The sequence below is a fragment of the Lysinibacillus sp. NPDC093210 genome (assembly GCF_044753985.1).
GTDB lineage: Bacteria > Bacillota > Bacilli > Bacillales_A > Planococcaceae > Lysinibacillus.
Genome location: NZ_JBIVOE010000011.1, coordinates 92,086 through 110,912 on the forward strand (window position 1 = coordinate 92,086; position 18,827 = coordinate 110,912).

At 38.5% G+C, this 18,827-nt stretch carries 10 protein-coding genes and 1 riboswitch; of the genes, 7 read left to right on the plus strand and 3 right to left on the minus strand.

What is annotated here, in order from left to right; genetic code table 11:
• Positions 1 to 139 precede the first annotated feature (139 nt).
• The 3 genes from ACIP9C_RS20745 (at position 140) to thiC (ending at position 5,548) form a co-directional block, all read left to right on the plus strand.
• Complete coding sequence (locus tag ACIP9C_RS20745; protein WP_401014012.1) at positions 140 to 2,242, plus strand: methyl-accepting chemotaxis protein; 2,103 nt, start codon at positions 140 to 142, stop codon at positions 2,240 to 2,242.
• 286 nt (positions 2,243 to 2,528) lie between these two features.
• Entirely contained in the window at positions 2,529 to 3,458 is a 930-nt protein-coding gene (locus ACIP9C_RS20750) for an AEC family transporter (RefSeq protein WP_401014015.1), read from the plus strand.
• Positions 3,459 to 3,505: 47 nt separating this feature from the next.
• A riboswitch (TPP riboswitch) is annotated at positions 3,506 to 3,620 on the plus strand.
• Between the two features lie 149 nt (positions 3,621 to 3,769).
• Positions 3,770 to 5,548 carry a phosphomethylpyrimidine synthase ThiC gene (gene thiC / locus ACIP9C_RS20755; RefSeq protein ID WP_401014017.1) on the plus strand — a complete coding sequence of 593 codons (1,779 nt, stop codon included), beginning with the start codon at positions 3,770 to 3,772 and terminating at the stop codon, positions 5,546 to 5,548.
• Positions 5,549 to 5,792: 244 nt separating this feature from the next.
• Here the strand turns inward: thiC and ACIP9C_RS20760 are convergent, their stop codons facing one another.
• From ACIP9C_RS20760 to ACIP9C_RS20770, 3 genes are all read right to left on the minus strand, one after another.
• Positions 5,793 to 7,481, minus strand: a complete 1,689-nt coding sequence (locus ACIP9C_RS20760; RefSeq protein ID WP_401014020.1) for a methyl-accepting chemotaxis protein — start codon at positions 7,479 to 7,481, stop codon at positions 5,793 to 5,795.
• 523 nt (positions 7,482 to 8,004) lie between these two features.
• A complete protein-coding gene (locus ACIP9C_RS20765) occupies positions 8,005 to 9,522 on the minus strand; it encodes a catalase (protein WP_401014022.1) in 1,518 nt (505 codons plus the stop codon).
• A 335-nt stretch (positions 9,523 to 9,857) separates the two neighbouring features.
• Positions 9,858 to 11,321 (minus strand): helix-turn-helix domain-containing protein, encoded by a 1,464-nt coding sequence (locus tag ACIP9C_RS20770; protein ID WP_401014025.1) that lies wholly within the window; start codon positions 11,319 to 11,321, stop codon positions 9,858 to 9,860.
• A 206-nt stretch (positions 11,322 to 11,527) separates the two neighbouring features.
• Here ACIP9C_RS20770 and hutH point away from each other — a divergent pair, with 206 nt between their 5' ends.
• The 4 genes from hutH (at position 11,528) to ACIP9C_RS20790 (ending at position 17,981) form a co-directional block, all read left to right on the plus strand.
• Complete coding sequence (hutH, locus tag ACIP9C_RS20775; protein WP_401014028.1) at positions 11,528 to 13,042, plus strand: histidine ammonia-lyase; 1,515 nt, start codon at positions 11,528 to 11,530, stop codon at positions 13,040 to 13,042.
• Between the two features lie 19 nt (positions 13,043 to 13,061).
• On the plus strand, positions 13,062 to 14,732 hold the full coding sequence (hutU, locus tag ACIP9C_RS20780) for a urocanate hydratase (protein WP_401014030.1): 1,671 nt from the start codon (positions 13,062 to 13,064) through the stop codon (positions 14,730 to 14,732).
• On the plus strand, positions 14,729 to 15,997 hold the full coding sequence (hutI, locus tag ACIP9C_RS20785) for an imidazolonepropionase (protein WP_401014033.1): 1,269 nt from the start codon (positions 14,729 to 14,731) through the stop codon (positions 15,995 to 15,997). Before hutU ends, hutI begins: the two co-directional genes overlap by 4 nt.
• Positions 15,998 to 16,124: 127 nt before the next feature.
• Positions 16,125 to 17,981 (plus strand): SLC13 family permease, encoded by a 1,857-nt coding sequence (locus ACIP9C_RS20790; protein ID WP_401014036.1) that lies wholly within the window; start codon positions 16,125 to 16,127, stop codon positions 17,979 to 17,981.
• The last annotated feature ends 846 nt before the right edge of the window (positions 17,982 to 18,827 follow it).

Consider the following 18,827-nt stretch of genomic DNA (forward strand, 5'->3'; position numbering starts at 1 on the left):
GTGTGTGTATCAATTTAATGTCTATAAATCATGAATTTTATTAGAAAATTTTAATTGACTTGGTAAAATAAGCGTGTTTATTGTTGTGATACATAGGTCCATACATTATGATTATTTTATAAAAATGGAGGTGTTTGTAATGAAAAAACCAAAAAGTATTGCTTTAAAACTCTCTTCTTTAATTTTAGGATTATTTTTAGTGTTATTTATTGCTTATACATTGGTAACAAGTGTTATTTTACATAATCAGAGTGTCAATGATTCAGAAAAAGCAACGCTTCAAAACGCAGAATTATCTGCTGCGAAGATGAGTGAAAGGTTTAAGAAAGCCAATGATACATTACAAACGACAAAACGTATAGTTGAAGCAATGCAAAAAAATGACGAGCTCTCAACAGAAAGTGTAATGGATATACTGGAAACTAATTTAATGAAAAACGAGGATTTACTTGGTGTAGGTGCCGTTCTTGAAAATGGTGCTGTAAAAGTTGGCCCAACTATCGACAATGCATTAATAGATCAAAAAAATCGCTTCATACCTTATTTAAGTAAAGATGGGAACAATACTTCTGCTAATGCTATAGAGGGAATTGACAAAACGGATGCTGCTGACTGGTATCGTATACCAACAGAAGAAGGTCGTGCTGTGCTAACAGAGCCGTATGATTATACTGTGAATGGTAAAACGATATCGATGACGACAATTGCAGTACCGCTAGTTAATGCCTCAGGTAAAAATTTTGGTGTATTAACGGCAGATTTATCTGTTGATTTTTTAAAGGGATTAGCTGAATCCATTACTCCTGATGGTGGTTATGCAGGAATTATTACAAATCAAGGTATGTTAACAGTTAATAGCATTAACGAAAAGCTAGACGGGACAAATATGCAGGATGCTATTGATTGGACAAGTGTTAAACAATCCATGGACAAAGGGGATCTAGATAGTCTGTATGTAGACTCTAAGCAGCTTGGAGAAGAGTCATTTAACGCTTTTGCTCCAATGATGTTAGAAAACATTGACGAAGTATGGTCAGTGCAGTTAGTTTTACCTAAATCCAAAATATTAGAAACGTATAATAAGGTTCTTATCGTAACGATTGTAGCTGCAATAATTATGATAGTTTTAATGGCTGCTGCCAGTGCGATGTTTATCTTTAAACAGTTAAAGCCATTGAAAGTTTTACGTGCCTCTATTGAAACTGCGGCAGAAGGCGATTTAACTAAAAAAATAGATGAAAAATTTATAAAATCAGATGAAATTGGTGCTGTTGCAGTAGCCTATAATAATATGCTGGACAAAACGAATGATGCCATACATACGGTATTAAATTCATCAACATTACTTAATCAATCATCAGATGATGTCAATGAAGCATTTAATGAAATTGTCGCTTCTAATCAGGAAGTATCTGTAGCTATCAATGAAATTGCGCAAGGTGCTTCGAAACAATCGGAGGATACTGAAGAAACAAATTATCGAATGATTGATTTATCCGATCAAATTGACACCATTACAATGCTTTCCAAGCAAATGGATGAGCTGTCGATGAAAACAAAAGCTTCTACAGAGCAGGGCATGAAAGAAGTTGAAAGCTTACGTGATCGAAATGCAGAAACAAATGAAATGAATGTCCGCATTCAAAGTCAGATGGAATCTTTATCTAGCAACATCAGAAATATCAACCAAATTATTGTATCCATTCAAGGAGTAACGGAGCAAACCAACCTACTAGCGTTAAATGCAAGTATTGAGGCTGCTCGTGCAGGAGAGCATGGGAAAGGCTTTGCAGTAGTAGCGGAAGAAGTTCGTAAACTAGCGGAACAGTCTAAAAACGAAACAGAAGTTATTAAGAAAACAGTGACTAGCATTCTAGAAGACGCGAAGCAAACAGTGTCTGTTATTGCTTCAAATGCAGATTTGATGCAAGCTCAAAATGAATCAGTGCAAAATACAGAGCAAGCTTTTAAAAATAATAATGAGCTTTCTCATTCTATTGCAACGGCAATTAATGACCTATTGTCAAATCTTTCACAAATGTTAGAGCAAAAAGATCAGGCAGTTACAGCGATTCAAAGTATTTCTGCCGTTTCAGAGGAAACTGCAGCTTCTGCTGAACAAGTAAGTGCATCTGCTGTGGATCAACAGGCAGAAATGCAAAAGGTTGCAGAATCAATTAATAATATGAACCAAATTTCTAAAGAGCTACAAGAAGTCGTGAATCGATTTAAACTTGCATAATTAAGCTGGTGCATTTTAAGGCTAATTATATTGTCGTAGATTTCAGGAATCGCCATAAAACTTGGAAGAATCGCCGATAAACCAGGCTGAATCGCCAGTAAACCCTCGGAAATCGCCGATAACCTTTGAGAAATCGCTGGTAAAACTTCTTGATGCCTTTTGTAGACACGTTGAGACTGTCCTTGGAAAAGGACAGTCTCTTTTTATGTAAACGGTAGAGCAGAGAAGGGCATTGACCCAGTTTGGGAACAGTTTTACTATAGAAAGATGAAAGGGGGGCGCCTCCATGATGTATCTCGGTATGATTTTCTTTAAAATTGTTGCGCCTATTTTGGTGTTGCTTGTACTTGGGGCGTTTTTACAGAGGAAATTTCAATTTAATTTAAAAGCCCTATCCCAGCTTATTACATATTGTTTTATGCCAGCAGCTGTGTTTGTAAATTTATATGAAACGAGTGTGGAACTATCGGTGCTTGGTGAAGTGGCATTATTTATTGTGCTCTTTATTGGGAGTCAAATGGTGCTTAGTCATTTTATAGCGAAGGGGCTAGGCTTAAAGAAAACAGAGGCAGCAGTATTTAAAAATAGTGTTGTACTCATTAACTCTGGCAACTATGGTATTCCGGTGGCTCAAATGATTTTTGTGACACAACCAATTGGGGTGGCCATTCAAGTTATTCTCGTTATTTTTCAAAATGTAACGACCTATACATATGGTTTATATAATTTAATTTCTTCAACTAAATCAGGTATGGCCATTGTGAAGGACTTCCTGAAAATGCCGATTATTCATGCGCTCATTATAGGTGTGGCAATGAATTTCTTTAATATTGGCATTCCTCAATTTATCCGTATTCCAATTGACCATGTTGCTGACGGGTTTATCGCTGTTGCTCTTATTACGCTCGGTGCGCAACTATCTCAGCTTGAAATTAAATCAATGTTCAATAGAACTGTGTTTGTCAGCTGTTTTACACGACTTGTAGTAGGTCCAGCTGTTGCATTGCTAATAATTTTTGTCCTCGGCTTAGATGGCGTTGTGGCCCAATCGCTCTTTATTGCGAGTGCATTTCCCACTTCACGTAATAGCTCGAGTCTAGCCCTAGAATATGATTTAGGGTCAGAAACGGCTGCACAAACAGTGCTTTTTTCAACAATTGTTAGCTGTATTACAGTAACAATCGTAATTTATATGGCAGAAATTCTATTTACTTAATGACTTCCATCTATTAGGAATATCTGTTACACTAGCATCAAACTGAATAGCTTAACTAGGGGAGTCTGATGAGTCGGGCTGAGAGGGAAACGCATTGAGGTTTCTTGACCCTTTGGACCTGATCTGGCTCATACCAGCGTGGGAAAGTTAATGAACTTCGCACTCCTTGAACTTTGCGATAAATGTAACCTTACATGTACAGCCGGATCCAATATTTTTTTGGATTCGGCTTTTTATTTGTAATGCTACTTGTTGGAGTGGGCTAGATTCGGTCCTTTTAATAATTTACGTAAAAGGGAGCGGAATAGTAAATGACAACAGTTAGCGAAAAAAACATGAACATTATGACAAGCTTTGACGGAAGTAAAAAAGTATATGTAGAAGGATCACGCCCAGATATATTAGTGCCAATGCGTGAAATTAAGCTAAGCCCCACAACGGGTAGCTTTGGTGAAGAGAATAATGCGCCTGTACGAGTTTATGATACGAGTGGACCTTATACGGATCCAACTTACAAAGTCGATATTACAAAGGGTTTACCAGCTTTGCGTAGTGCGTGGATGAAAGAACGGGGCGATGTAGAGGAATATGAGGGGCGCACCATTAAGCCAGAGGATAATGGGTTTCGTAATGTGGATGACCCGCGCATAAAGGAAAATGTTTTTCCAAAGCTTTCTCGCAAACCTTTACGTGCGAAAAAAGGCCGTAATGTGACACAGCTGCACTATGCAAGACAAGGAATTATTACTCCAGAAATGGAATTTGTAGCGATTCGTGAAAATTTAAAACCAGAATTTGTACGTGCAGAAATTGCTGAGGGGCGAGCTATAATGCCATCTAATATAAATCATCCGGAGGCGGAACCGATGATTATCGGCCGTAACTTCCATGTAAAAATTAACGCCAATATTGGAAATTCAGCTGTAACTTCATCCATCGCAGAGGAAGTTGAAAAAATGACATGGGCAACACGATGGGGTGCTGATAATATTATGGATTTATCTACTGGTAAGCACATTCATACAACCCGCGAATGGATTATTCGTAATGCTGCTGTGCCTGTTGGAACAGTACCAATTTATCAGGCACTTGAAAAGGTAAATGGCGTTGCTGAGGATTTAACGTGGGAGGTGTATCGTGACACGCTAATCGAGCAAGCCGAGCAAGGGGTTGACTACTTCACGATTCATGCAGGCGTGTTGCTGCGATATGTACCACTTACGGCTAATCGTGTAACGGGCATTGTATCGCGTGGAGGCTCAATTATGGCACAGTGGTGTCTATTCCATCACCAAGAAAATTTCTTATATACTCATTTTGAAGAAATTTGCGAAATTATGAAAACGTATGATGTTGCCTTTTCGTTAGGGGATGGTTTACGTCCTGGTTCAATTGCCGATGCCAATGACGAGGCACAGTTCGCAGAGCTTGAAACACTAGGGGAGTTAACGCAAATTGCCTGGAAGCATGATGTACAAGTGATGGTAGAGGGACCTGGGCACGTGCCAATGCATCTTATTAAGGAAAATATGGACAAGCAATTAGAAGTTTGTAAAGAAGCACCATTTTATACATTGGGTCCTCTAACAACGGATATTGCACCTGGCTATGATCATATTACATCTGCTATTGGCGCTGCAATGATTGGTTGGTTTGGAACAGCCATGCTGTGCTATGTAACACCGAAGGAACATTTAGGGTTACCAAATCGAGAAGATGTTCGTGTAGGTGTTATCACATATAAAATTGCAGCACATGCAGCGGATTTAGCTAAAGGTCATCCTGGTGCACAGCAGCGAGATGACGCTCTTTCGAAGGCTCGCTTTGAGTTTCGTTGGCGAGATCAATTTAATTTATCGTTAGATCCAGAACGAGCTGTAGAATACCACGATGAAACATTACCTGCAGAAGGAGCGAAAACGGCACATTTTTGCTCGATGTGTGGTCCTAAGTTTTGCAGTATGAGAATTTCTCAAGATATTCGTAACTATGCTAAAGAAAACGATTTAAATACGACAGAAGCTATCCATCAAGGGATGCAGGAAAAGGCAAAAGAGTTTAAAGATGCTGGTAGCAGACTGTATCAATGATAAAGAACAGAGGCCTTTAAGTAAGTTTTCACTTAAGTAATGAAAATGGAACAAGAATGCAATAGTTGACGGTACTGGATGCGGTGACTGCACAGAACGTAAGACGCAACAAACCGCTCACAAGAGAGTTGCAGCTTACAGTAGGAAGAGCGGAGACAGCCACTGTGGCGAACAACGATGTTCACAGCAAAAAGTGTTAGATTGATTGCAGTCAATCTAACACTTTTTATTTTTTTGCTGGCTATTAGACTTTAAATTTATTTATCTCTTCTTGAAGGGTGGTTGCCTCATCGCTTAATGATTTTGCAACAGCGTTAACATCTTGAATGATTGATGTTTGCTCTTCAATCGCCGCAGCTATTAATTCGGATTGTTGTGCCGCATTTTTTGCCACAGATGACATTTCATTGACCGATGCAGCGACCTCTTCAGTAGCGGCAGAAATTTGCTGTGTGGAAGCTGAAACGTCTTCAATTTCAGATGCCATATGTTCAATTGCGTCCATTATTTTATTAAAAGCAGATTGTGCACTATGAATGTATGTAACGCCTTCATCAACTTTTTGCACTGTGACGCTCACAGCTTTTTCTACTTCCCTAGTGTTTTGCTGAATATTTGTAGTTAAATTGATAATTTGATTGGCGGATATTTTTGACTCTTCAGCTAGCTGACGTACCTCATCGGCAACGACTGCAAAGCCTTGTCCGTGTTCGCCTGCACGTGCGGCTTCGATGGCTGCATTAAGCGCAAGTAGGTTGGTTTGATCAGTAATATCGGTAATAACTTTCGTAATATTTTCAATTTCAGCCGATTGTGTACTTAACTGTTTAATGAGTTCGTTTGTCTTATCTGATGATTGCTGAATGACCATCATCTGATTTTCAGTCGTTTGCAACATTTTCTCACCATTATCTGCAACAGTTTGTGTATCAACCGCCTTTGAATGTAGCATTTGTGTTGCTTCAGCGATGCGTTGGACACCACGAGCTGTTTCGTCCATAGCGGTAGAGGTATCCTGTCCAGTAACGACAGCTTGCTTACCGTCCTCAGCCATAATTTCTATGCGTTTTGCAATATCGCTAGAAGTAAGAGAAACTTCCTCTGTACTTGCCGATAATTCTTCAGAGCTAGAAGTAGTGTACTCAATATTTTTTGCGACATTTTCAATAAGTGAGCGCAAATTAGTTTTCATGACATTAAATGAATCAGCCAAATTTCGAATTTCATCTTTTGTTTTTACTTCTACATTTTCCTGTCGTAAATCTCCGCTAGCAATTACACTTGCTGCTGTGGCTAGTTTATTAACGGGAATTGTAATAGCTCTGGTCATAATGAACGAAATTATAAAGGAAAGAATTATAGAAATAGCAGCGAGGATTAGGATGATATTTGAGCTTAGATCTTCTGCTCTTGATGATTTAGCAAGTGCTAGCTGTATTTGTTTCTCTTCATAAATGGCAATTTCTTGAGCTGCTTGTTGAATTGCTTCACTTGCAGGCCGCGCCTTTGTTCTAAGAATGGCGATAGCAGATTGTAAATCGTCTGGATTATATGTATCGATAACCTCTTGAGCTGCTTTTTCAAAAATGGCTTGGTTTGTTTTAATATTTTGCATTTGTTGTTTTGTTGTTTTGTTGTTTTGAAATAGTTTGTCTAACTCTTCTACTTTGGATTGGATAATCTGTTTTTGTTCCTCGAGTCTTTTTATTGTTATCTCCTTTTGTTCAATTATATATGAACGAAGCTCGCTTCCTTGCAATGCGGAGGCGTTGAGTATTTTATCAACTTGAATAAGCTTATAAACATGGTTTTCGAATAAGTCATTATTCAATTTATCAATGTGATTTAGTTGATAGTAGGATATTGAGGAGCTAATTAGTAGTAAAAGAATAATGGTGCCAAATCCGAGATATAGTTTTTTTCTGATAGACATCGTTCTTTTCCTCCATTCCAGTTTTGTGGTATCAGTACGCAACAATGTCAGGATATCTTTTCGTTATTTAGAGTATGAAAATAATACGAGGTTGTGGAATTTTTCGATAGATATAAATGTTGTTAAAAACACCTATATGACAATGGGAGATTTACGAATCAAAAAGGACAATAACTATAGGTGAATTTAATCGTTGAACTCCACTGTGTTACATTGTCAGTGAGTGGGGGACATACCTTCCCGAACGAGTGGTGGCACTTGGCTCCAATCAACTGAATAGTAAACGGAATATTACAGTATCTGATTTTGTGACAGATGAGAAAGCTTTAGAACGAAGGAAGATTAAAATATGTAAGATAGTCTTCCATTATAGCTGCTTGTTATAAAGCTTATTGGGAAAACTCAAAGGGACGAGCAATTAAACGGAGAAAAATGACAAAAGGCATCGAGAAGTTGATTCTCGCTACCTTTTGTCTACCTGCCAGTGACGGCAAGCAATATTGGATATCAATAAAGTGGAATATTAAATGTTTGCTACTTGTTTTACTTCTTGTTTTACATATGGGTTTGAAAGATTCATTCCATCTAATGAAAGACCCATCGCTTTTGCTACACCTTCACCATATGCAGGATCAGCTAGGTAGCAGTGTAGGATGTGACGACGTTTAATGAATTCTTCAACAGTAGCCATATCGTTTGCTGTATTTTCGAATAAACGCTGTTGCTCTTCCGCAGATAAAAGACGGAATAATTTACCTGGTTGCTCGAAGTAGTTATTGTCATCTTCACGGAAGTCGTGGATATCAGCATGACCATCAATACGTAATGGTGGCTCTTTATAGTCTAAATTGTGCTCCCATTCACCATAGCTGTTTGGTTCATAACTTAAAGTAGAACCAAGGTTACCGTCAAAACGCATAGCGCCATCGCGGTGGAATGAACGGAATGGGCATTTTGGTGCGTTTACAGGTAGCATGTGGTGGTTTACGCCTAAGCGATAGCGAGCTGCATCTGCGTAAGCAAAAATACGTGCTTGTAACATTTTGTCTGGAGAGTAGCTGATACCAGGCACAATGTTAGATGGTGCAAACGATGATTGTTCTACTTCTGCAAAGTAGTTATCAGGGTTTTTATTTAACTCGAATTCACCAACTGGAATTAGTGGGAAATCTTTTTTATACCAAACTTTTGTTAAATCGAATGGGTTATAAGGTAATTCACGAGCTTGTTGTTCTGTCATAACTTGAATGTACATTTTCCATTTAGGGAAATCGCCTTTTTCAATTGCTTCGTACAAGTCACGTTGTGATGATTCACGGTCTTTACCAATAATTTCAGCTGCTTCGGCACCAGTTAGGTTTTTAATGCCCTGTTCTGTGCGGAAGTGGAATTTCACCCATACACGCTCGTTTTGAGCATTGATAAAGCTATATGTGTGAGAACCGAAACCATGCATATTGCGGTAACCTGTTGGAATACCACGGTCAGACATAACAATTGTAATTTGGTGTAACGCTTCAGGTAATAAAGTCCAGAAATCCCAGTTAGAATTTGCGTTTTTCATATTTGTACGTGGGTCACGCTTAACTACATGGTTTAAATCTGTGAAGTGTAACGGATCACGGAAGAAGAATACAGGTGTGTTGTTACCAACTAAGTCCCAGTTACCTTCTTCAGTATAGAATTTAAGTGCAAAACCACGAATATCGCGCTCTGCATCTGCAGCCCCGCGTTCCCCTGCTACAGTTGAGAAACGAGCGAACATTGGCGTTTGCTTCCCAATTTCAGAGAAGATTTTTGCTTTCGTATATTGAGAAATATCATGCGTAACAGTAAATGTGCCGAATGCTCCAGAACCCTTTGCGTGCATACGACGTTCAGGTATAACTTCACGGTTGAAGTTTGCTAATTTTTCAACTAACCATACATCTTGAAGTAAAAGAGGACCACGAGGACCTGCTGACATAGAGTCGTGGTTGCTTACTACTGGAGCACCACCTGCTGTTGTAAAACGACGGCTACGATCATTTGCGTTTGTCATATTAGTTTACCTCCTGAAAAATATTGTGAGTCAAACTCCTCGTAAATAACTATAACAAATATAAAATAGAATTTCTAGTACATTATAATAATTATTGTTAAAGAATTTATCTCGCAAGATACAAAGTATAAATATATGCGTGTTTTTCTAAAAATATACATAGTTTTTTAGAGTGTTTTCACTATTTATATAGTGTTTTAAGTCATTTTGAAGGAATTCGAGATTTACTATTATATAAGTATTAAGCTGTGGGAAGTATAGTAATTTCTTTTCTTTTACTATTTATATTGAAAATAGAACGGTCTAATTGAAAATCAATATATAATGCACTCTCATTAGGTCTTCCAACCTTTGCGATAGCGATTAGGTGTAGTCCCTATTAGCTGTTTAAATAATTTACTAAAATAATTCGGATCGTCAAAGCCATTTAAAAGTGCAATTTCACTAATTGCAAAATCCGTTTCAATAAGCATTTTAGTCGAATTTTGAATTCGAACCTGTTGTAAATAGCGTTTAAATGGCTGGCCTTGCTTCTTTGCAAATATAGTACTTAAATAGTTGGGACTAATACCTAGCTTTTGAGCGATAAAAGGTAAGGATAATTCGCTGTTGTGGTATTGATGGTCGATTATATCTAAAGCTAATTCTACATAGTCTGCTTTTTTCTCCATTCGAGCCTCTCTTGCCAATTCAATAAGTCTTTGTGTGAATAAAATAATGCCATTGAGAATTGTATAGAATATCGGGTGTTCAATAATTAAATGAAATAGCTGACGATAGTTTTGTTCAATAGCAGCTTTCTCATGAAGTTTATATTTCAACATAAAGCGGCGAATTTGTGCTAATACACTTGTTAGATGAATACGTAAGTCATCTTGTTCGTAATAAATACTTCCATTTGATAATCGATATAAAAATGCTTTTACTGCCTCGATATTACCTTCCTCTAAACTCTTAATAAGTAGCTGTTGTTCCTCGGGTGTGAGTAAAGGATCTAGTGGTTGTGTTTGATATTGTTTAGTTGCATAAAAAATATGGCCAAAGCCTTCGTAAAAACTTTGAAGAAGAGCACGTTTTGTTAAAGCATACATTTCTTTTAAAGTTGTTGGCTTACCATCATAAATCCCTATATTTAGAGCACCGTTATTAGTCATTTGCCATTCTTTTAGTAATGTACGAATATCCTTTTCAATAATTTTTAAATCGCTTGTTTGAAACAAGCAGATAATTGTATCTGATAATGGATAAATACTCATTTGATAAAAAATAGGTGTTTGTTGGAGCCATATGTACAATTTATTTAATGTTTCTGAATGCTCAGGTTCAATCATCGTGAACTGGATATTTGTTGTTAATGGGCTTGTTGTGCTTTCTAAAAATAATTGATAGTAAAAAGATTCATCTTTAGCATCAGGACTCGCTTTTTGTACTTGAGGTGTATGAAGAGAAATAGCAGTCAACTTCTGCTTCAACACTTCTAAATCAATTGGTTTTACAAAAAGATGCGCTACCTGTAAATCTATTGCTTTTAATGCGTTTTTAAATAATGGCTCTGTCGTTATCGCAAGTATTTTGCCAGGATGCTTTTGTAAAAGACCATAAAGAGCTGTTAAACGATTATTAGGCAGCAAATCAATATTTAATAAAATGACCTCTGGCGCAAATTGTTGGATGCTCTTTGTTGCCTCGGAAATAGTAGTACACATCTCAATTGATAAATCTCCAGGAAAGTATGTATGTAAAAACCATCGTATGCCTGACAGTTCGGTAAGATCTCGATCAATTAATAACAGTCGCATGGAATCAGCCTTTCTTAAAATATTCTAGTTTCGTAAATTATTACGATTATATTAATAAAAATAACATAAAAATCTGTAATAATTCCTATTTTCTCTTTTAAAATTCTATATTTTCTGAAAAAGGTAGTTTGTACAATGGATATAGAGAAATTCTATTTTTTTTACTCTTTAATTTACATATGCTGTTAAGAATAGGGGGATATCGTATGCAAAAAATCATCGAACTTGATGGCAATACGTTAACGAGACAACAAGTTGAGGAAATCGTGAAAGGTCAGGCTACGGTTGCACTGTGTGCTGAAAGTACGAAACGTGTTCAATTAAGTAGGGAACGAATTGAAAAACGTTTAGCTGAAGGGCATGTAATCTATGGCGTTAATACAGGGTTTGGCAAACTAAGTAATATACAAATTGAAGAATCAGATATTGAGTTATTACAGTTAAATTTATTGCGCTCGGATGCAACAGGTGTTGGAGAGCCACTTCCAACTGAGGTTGTGCGTGCAATGATGATTTTACGTGCGAATGCATTAGCACGTGGTTTTTCAGGTATTCGCCAAGAAACATTGCAACTATTACTAGACTGCATCAATAAAGGTGTACATCCAATCGTTCCATCTCAGGGTTCGGTTGGAGCAAGTGGGGATTTAGCACCGTTATCACATTTAGCATTAGTGCTTGTAGGTGAAGGGAAAGCTGAGTTCAACGGGGAGCTAATGGCGGGTGGTGTCGCGTTACAACGAGCAGGCTTATCAGCTGTAAGACTACAAGCGAAGGAAGGTTTGGCACTTGTCAACGGTACGCAAGCAATGACAGGAATCGGTGCTTTGACTTTGAATGAAGCAGAGCGTATTGGGCTTGCCGCAGATATGGCAGCGAGTCTGTCGTTAGAGGCGTTAAAAGGTATTACCAATGCATTTGATCCTGCACTTTTAGCTGTAAGACCACATCCGGAATTAGAGCTTGTAGGTGGGCGTATTCGCAAATGGCTTGATGGTAGTAAACGTGTGACGAAGCAAGGAGAAGTTCGGATGCAGGATGCGTATTCGCTTCGGTGTATTCCACAAGTACATGGTGCTTCTTGGCAGTCATTTTTCTATGCCGAGCAACGTGTGCAAACTGAAATGAATGCTACGACGGACAATCCTATTGTTTTAGAAAATGGAGAAGTTGTTTCGGGAGGTCATTTCCATGGCCAGCCAATAGCGTTAGCGATGGACTTTTTAAAAGTTGGTGTTAGTGAATGGGCTAATATTTCGGAACGACGCACAGAGCGTATGGTTAATCCTCAGCTTAATGATGGTTTACCACCATTTTTAGCAACAAATCCTGGTATTGAATGTGGGCTTATGATTGCACAATATACGGCTGCATCGATTGTATCTGAAAATAAGGTGCTGGCACATCCTTCAAGCGTGGATTCTATTCCCACATCAGGGAATCAAGAAGACCATGTCAGCATGGGAACAACATCCGCTAGACAAGTGCGACAAATTGTACACAATGCTGCACGGGTGATTGCGATAGAAATGATTTGTGCTTCGCAAGCTATTCATTTAGATAAGGCAGAAGAGCAATTATCTCCGACAACAAGAACGTATTTAGAAAAAGTACGTGAATTCTGTCCACCATTATTAGCAGATCAACCTACCGGCGATGAAATTGAAGCATTAGCAAAGTACTTATTGGCAAGTGATGATTTAGTAGTGTTAGCAAAATAAAAGCAAAGGGGATGGCAGTATGAAAACACCAACAACGATTCGTGCACCAAGGGGAACAGCGCTCTCTTGTAAAGGATGGACACAAGAGGCGGCAATGCGCATGCTGATGAATAATCTGGATCCTGAAGTTGCGGAAAACCCTGATGAGCTCATCGTCTATGGAGGTATAGGTAAAGCGGCACGTAACTGGCAAAGCTACGAACAAATCATAGCCTCTTTAAAAGAATTAGAGAATGATGAAACACTTCTTATTCAATCAGGAAAGCCAGTAGCTGTCTTTCGTACACATGAACATGCACCGCGCGTCTTAATAGCCAATTCAAACTTAGTGCCTGCATGGTCGAATTGGGAGCATTTCTACGAGCTAGAAGACCGTGATTTAATGATGTATGGTCAAATGACAGCTGGTAGCTGGATTTATATTGGTGCTCAAGGGATTTTACAAGGAACATATTTATCGTTTGTAGAGGCTGGGAAAAAAGTGTTTGGTACTGCTGATTTACGCGGTAAATTCATCCTTACTGGTGGTATGGGTGGCATGAGTGGTGCACAGCCTTTAGCGGGGAAAATGGCTGGTGCAGTCATTTTAGTCGTTGAGGTGGAACGTGCGCGCATTGAACGTAAGATAAAAGAGGGTTACTGTGATTATCTTGTTGAGACAGTAGATGAGGCAATTGCGTTAGTCAATAAATTACGTAATCAGCAGGAGCCTGCGTCTATTGGTCTTGTAGGCAACTGCGCGGATATTAATCGGGAGCTACTGAATCGAGGGATTATTCCGGATTTTGTGACAGACCAAACATCTGCACATGACCCGATTAATGGTTATGTGCCGAATGGGATGACCTTTGAAGAAGCGCTAGAATTACGTAAAAATGATGTTAAAACATATGAACAAAAGGCAAAAGAAACGATGGCAGAGCATGTTCGTACAATGCTTGAATTTCAAGAGGCTGGTGCGGAAGTATTTGATTATGGTAATAACATTCGTGCTTATGCGAAAGAGATGGGTGTCACGAATGCCTTCGACTTCCCAGGCTTTGTGCCAGCATATATTCGTCCTTTGTTCTGTGAGGGTAAGGGGCCATTCCGTTGGGCAGCCCTTTCTGGGAACCCAGAAGATATTTATAAAACAGATGCTTTAGCAAAAGAAATGTTTGCGGAAGATGAAGGGCTTGTCAATTGGATTGATATGGCGCAAAAAATGGTGAAATGGCAAGGGTTACCTGCACGTATTTGCTGGTTAGGCTATGGTGATCGTCATCGCTTTGCTTTGAAGGTCAATGAAATGGTAGCGAATGGTGAGTTATCTGCACCGATTGTTTTTGGTCGCGACCACTTAGATTCTGGCTCTGTGGCATCGCCTAATCGTGAAACGGAAGGAATGCTTGATGGGTCAGATGCTGTGTCAGATTGGCCGATTTTAAATGCACTAGTCAATACGGCAAGTGGAGCGAGCTGGGTAAGTGTTCACCATGGCGGTGGCGTAGGAATGGGTTATTCTCAGCACGCAGGTCAGGTGTTAGTAGCGGATGGCTCAACGCTAGCAGCTGAGAAAATTGCGCGCGTGTTGATTTCCGACCCAGGAATGGGCATTGTGCGCCATGCTGATGCAGGCTATGAAATTGCTATTAATACGGCAAAAAACAAAGGTGTCCGCATGCCGATGTTAAAGGATGATGTGAAATGACCATTTTGATTAAAAATGCGAATGAGGTCATTACGTTAAAAAACACAGTACAAGGTCCTCGAATAAAAGAACAAATGCGAGAGATTGCAATAATAGAAAATGGCAGTGTGCTGTTACAAGAAAATCGTATAGTCGCTGTTGGGGCTTATGAGCAGTTAGCTATAGATTTCCCACATTTAGTAGAGACAGCCGATGTTATTGATGCCACTGGGAAGATTGTGATGCCAGGTTTGGTGGATTGTCATACGCATTTAGTACATGGTGGTACACGTGAACAGGAATTTAATATGCGACTTAACGGTTCCACTTATATGGAAATTATGAATGCTGGTGGCGGCATTCATGCTACGACAAAGCGAACACGAGAAACAAGTTTTGAAGCGTTATATGAAAAGACGATGCACCATTTAGATGTATTTTTAAAGCATGGTGTTACAACCGTTGAGGCAAAATCGGGCTACGGTTTGGATTGGGAAACGGAAAAGAAACAATTGGAAGTAGCGAAAAAGCTACAAGACACACATGCTGTAGACGTTATCAGTACTTTTATGGGCGCACATGCAGTGCCGCGCGATTTTAAAGGTCGTGAAGATGAATTTGTCGATGTTGTTATTCATAATATGTTGCCAAAAGTAGCAGAACTAAAGCTCGCAGAATTTAACGATGTATTTTGTGAAAAAGGGGTATTTACTCCAGCGCAATCCCGACGTATTTTAGAAGCTGGCAAAGCGCTTGGGTTGACACCGAAAATACATGCTGATGAAATAGAGCCTTATAATGGAGCGGAGTTAGCTGCTGAAGTGGGAGCCATCTCTGCAGAGCATTTGTTAGTAGCCTCTGATGAAGGAATTCGAAATATGGCTACAGCTGGTACGATTGCGGTATTGCTACCTGGAACTGCCTTCTTCTTACGCGCTCCATTTGCGAGAGGGCGTTTGATGATTGATGAAGGGGTACCTGTAGCTATATCAACAGACTTTAATCCAGGCTCATCTCCGACAATGAGTTTGCCATTTATTATGAATCTAGCTTGTATGCATATGGGTTTGACACTAGAGGAAGTGTTAACTGCTACGACGATTAATGCTGCTTATGCACTTAACAGAGGTCATGAAATTGGTACACTAGAAGTGGGGAAGCAAGCTGACGTCATCATATTGGACGTTGCTAATTACAAGCAACTACAATATTTTTATGGTATGAATCATACGCATACGGTTATTAAAAAAGGGCAAGTCGTAGTAAGTGATGGCATTCTTTTATAGTAGCAAACATATGTAATTGTGCATTTATTTACAAATTAAATATTACAGAAAAAGCATAAATAGGGAGAGATCCGTTATTTATGCTTTTTTTCGTATAGAATATAGTTGTTACTATAGATAGAAGGGAATGTTTAACGTGCAGCTTACATTAACATTTCTTATTTTAGGAATGACGATTTTTGCATTTATGACGAATCGAGTGCGCGCTGATTTTGTTGCTATCGTGTCACTGCTCGCATTTGTTATCGCTGATATTTTAACACCTGCGGAAGCTTTAGCAGGCTTTTCAAATTCAGTTGTTCTTATGATCGCGGGACTTTTTGTTGTTGGCGCAGGTATACTGCGGACAGGGCTTGCGGCAATGGCTGGACAATTATTAATGAAATGGTCGGGTAATAGTGAGTTAAAGCTATTTGTATTATTGCTCATTATTGTAGGCTCTGTAGGTGCCTTTATGAGTAATACGGGGACAGTCGCCTTAATGATGCCTATTGTTGTTAGTATTGCAATTAGTATGAAAGAAAGTCCTTCAAAGTTTTTGCTACCACTTTCTTATGTAGCTAGTCTATCGGGGTTAATGACGTTAATTGCATCTCCACCAAATTTAATTGTCAGTCAGCTTTTAGTCGATCGTGGCTATCAGAAGCTAGGTTTTTTTGAGGTAACACCCATTGGCATTGTTGGGATGATTGCAGGGATTTTATATTTGGTGCTCGTGCGCAATATATTGTTGCCACATGATAAAAATAGAACACAAACATCTACTGGGTACAAGCTCTCACCAAAGAAAATTGTTAAACAATATGATTTAAACAATCGACTGTTTAAAATGTTTGTGCCTGAAGATTCTACGATTATCGGCATATCTCTAGCAGAATTAAAGCTTCCTGCAAAATACGCGCTCTGTATGATGAAAATTCAACGTAAATCACAGGATGGTATCAATTTACTCCCTATGACTTATCAAGAAATGGCGGGGCCAACAAGTGTTATACATGCCTTAGATGAACTCTATGTACAAGGCGAGGAAGAGGATATTGCTTTCTTGGCTGCAGATTATGGCTTAGTGATGCAAGAATTAACAGAGAATGAGGCAGATGAATTAGTAACAAAGCACCTTGGTATAGCGGAGGTGCTCTTAACACCCAATTCTAGTTTTATTAATGAAACAGTAAGTTCACTTGGATTCCGCGAAAAGTACAATCTCAATATTATTGGTATTAACCATAGAGGTGGCTATAAGCTACAGGATATGGTTAAGCATAAGTTGAAATTTGGGGATGCCATTTTAGTGCAAGGTGCATGGGATGAAATATTAGTGCTTGCTAGAGAGACGCAGGATGTTGTTGTAGTTGGTCAGCCGAAGGAACATGCGAGTGTTGCGGCAGCTACTGGTAAGGCTGGTATAGCGGGCGTCATTATGTTGTTGATGATTGGATTAATGGCATTTGAAGTTTTTCCGGCTGTGATTTCCGTTATGGTAGGAGCGGTTTTGATGATTATAACGGGCTGTTTGCGAAATATGGAAGATGCGTATAGTAATATGAATTTTGAAAGTATTGTGCTCGTTGCAGCGATGCTTCCAATGGCAACCGCACTAGAGAAAACAGGTGGAATGGTTATTTTATCAGATGGTATTATTGATGCTCTCGGTAGCTACGGTCCTTATGGGGTGCTAGTAGGGATATATATATTAACTGTAATTTTTGGCCAATTTATTAGTAATACAGCAACTGCTGTTTTGTTTGCGCCAATTGCAATGAATGCAGCGATTGCAATGAATGCTAATCCTACAACATTTATGATTGGTGTAGCTGTAGCGGCAAGTATGGCGTTTGCCACGCCAATTGCCTCCCCGACCAACGCACTTGTTATGACAGCGGGCGGCTATAAATTTATGGATTTTGTAAAGATTGGCGTACCGTTACAAGTTGTTATGTTTATTGTAATGATGCTAGCGGTTCCATTCTTCTTTCCGTTTTAAATTTTATGTTTTGCTGAATATCAGACATTAGACATTGGTGATCTGAGTATATGCTGCTGTACGCTGTGGCTTTCGTTATGCCACAGTGGACAGCAAACAGCAAACAGCTATGTTTGAAAAAAGTAAAATGATACAAAAGAATGAATGGCTATTTCAGTAGAAGAGAAATCGAAAATGGTATGGGAATAGCTAAGTGATGGCGAGATTTTTTTACGAACCAGTTTTAGAAAAGATGAGGAAGTAATCTGAACGAAAAAAGTTATTTAAAATATATTATGAATAACTAGATATGAACATCTCCTCGATGCTTTTTTATTTTACGTAAATATCTTTTATATATTGTGTTGATGTCCTTATTAACATATGTGGTAAACACATGCTCCAATGTGTAAGTAGATTACAAATATACAAATACTTATATATAGGAAGGTTCTCGTATAAACTTAAAAAACAATGATACTGTTAATAGATTACTAATGAAGCTTTTTTAAAAAATTAATATTTTTTGTAGAAAAACACTTGCAGAGATTGTAGAATCGTGATAAATTATTAATTGTCGCTAAGACGACTCAACATTAAGTACTACCAACTATAAATAACATCACAAAAAAAGTGTTGACACCAACATCTTAGAGTGGTAAGATAAGAAAGTTGTCGCTTCTGAAAAAGAGAAAAACATCTTAAAAAAGTTGTTGACAAAGAATATCGAAAAATGTTATTATATAAAAGTTGCTGAAAACAAAACGCAACGAAATGAACCTTGAAAACTGAACAAGCAAAACGTAATCAATATAGTTTTTATTAGCTAACTTTGTTAGTGAACGAAACAAAATTTTGGACATCAAA

Excerpts from the sequence above, each read along its gene's own strand:
- ACIP9C_RS20745 (WP_401014012.1), top strand. The coding sequence starts at position 140 with ATGAAAAAACCAAAAAGTATTGCTTTAAAACTCTCTTCTTTAATTTTA.
- ACIP9C_RS20750 (WP_401014015.1), top strand. The coding sequence starts at position 2,529 with ATGATGTATCTCGGTATGATTTTCTTTAAAATTGTTGCGCCTATTTTG.
- thiC (WP_401014017.1), top strand. The coding sequence starts at position 3,770 with ATGACAACAGTTAGCGAAAAAAACATGAACATTATGACAAGCTTTGAC.
- ACIP9C_RS20760 (WP_401014020.1), bottom strand. The coding sequence starts at position 7,481 with ATGTCTATCAGAAAAAAACTATATCTCGGATTTGGCACCATTATTCTT.
- ACIP9C_RS20765 (WP_401014022.1), bottom strand. The coding sequence starts at position 9,522 with ATGACAAACGCAAATGATCGTAGCCGTCGTTTTACAACAGCAGGTGGT.
- ACIP9C_RS20770 (WP_401014025.1), bottom strand. The coding sequence starts at position 11,321 with ATGCGACTGTTATTAATTGATCGAGATCTTACCGAACTGTCAGGCATA.
- hutH (WP_401014028.1), top strand. The coding sequence starts at position 11,528 with ATGCAAAAAATCATCGAACTTGATGGCAATACGTTAACGAGACAACAA.
- hutU (WP_401014030.1), top strand. The coding sequence starts at position 13,062 with ATGAAAACACCAACAACGATTCGTGCACCAAGGGGAACAGCGCTCTCT.
- hutI (WP_401014033.1), top strand. The coding sequence starts at position 14,729 with ATGACCATTTTGATTAAAAATGCGAATGAGGTCATTACGTTAAAAAAC.
- ACIP9C_RS20790 (WP_401014036.1), top strand. The coding sequence starts at position 16,125 with ATGTTTAACGTGCAGCTTACATTAACATTTCTTATTTTAGGAATGACG.